Annotated in this window: 2 pseudogenes; one reads left to right on the forward strand and one right to left on the reverse strand. The window is 64.6% G+C overall.

The annotated features are described in order from the left end of the window. Window positions 1-381: pseudogene (locus AX703_RS28140) on the forward strand (hypothetical protein); the annotation flags it as partial. Here the strand turns inward: AX703_RS28140 and AX703_RS00555 are convergent. Then, window positions 378-565: pseudogene (locus tag AX703_RS00555) on the reverse strand (histidine phosphatase family protein); the annotation flags it as partial. The pseudogenes AX703_RS28140 and AX703_RS00555 sit on opposite strands and share 4 nt — an antisense overlap.

Raw genomic sequence — 565 nt, forward strand, 5'->3', positions numbered from 1 at the left:
TCGCTATCCGTTCGCCCTTTCCGTGCAGATACGTCACTTTCGTGTAGTCACCCCTATATCGACGGGTGCGCGCTGCGTGAGGATCGCAAGGGATCGCTGTTCCGCACGATCGCACGCGGGACTAAGCGACTAAGCGATACCCCCCTGCCCCAAGCCAATGCCTTCGCGATGGTGCGCCGGCGCGCAGGCGCGGCCGAGATCGGGACGGCGATCGGCAACCATTCGTTCCGCGCGACCGGAATCACCACCTATCTGAAAAACGGCGGCACGTTGGAGACGGCGGCGACGATGGCGAACCACAGCTCTACCCGCACGACTCAGCTCTATGACCGCCGGCCCGATGACGTGACGCTGGACGAGGTGGAGCGGGTGTTGATCTAGGCGGCGATCGCTGGCGCACATCCCCAGCGCCCGCCCTGCCAATGGAACCCTACCTGCTGCGCGTTGCTGATCGCGGGCGGCTCGCCCTTGTGCCAGAAACCGAGCATCTTGCCCCGATCGTCCAGATGAGCGTCGGCGACGATCGCGCGCGCGGCCTGGATGAATTGCCCATACCCGAACACAT

The sequence above is a fragment of the Novosphingobium sp. CCH12-A3 genome (assembly GCF_001556015.1).
Lineage (GTDB): Bacteria > Pseudomonadota > Alphaproteobacteria > Sphingomonadales > Sphingomonadaceae > Novosphingobium > Novosphingobium subterraneum.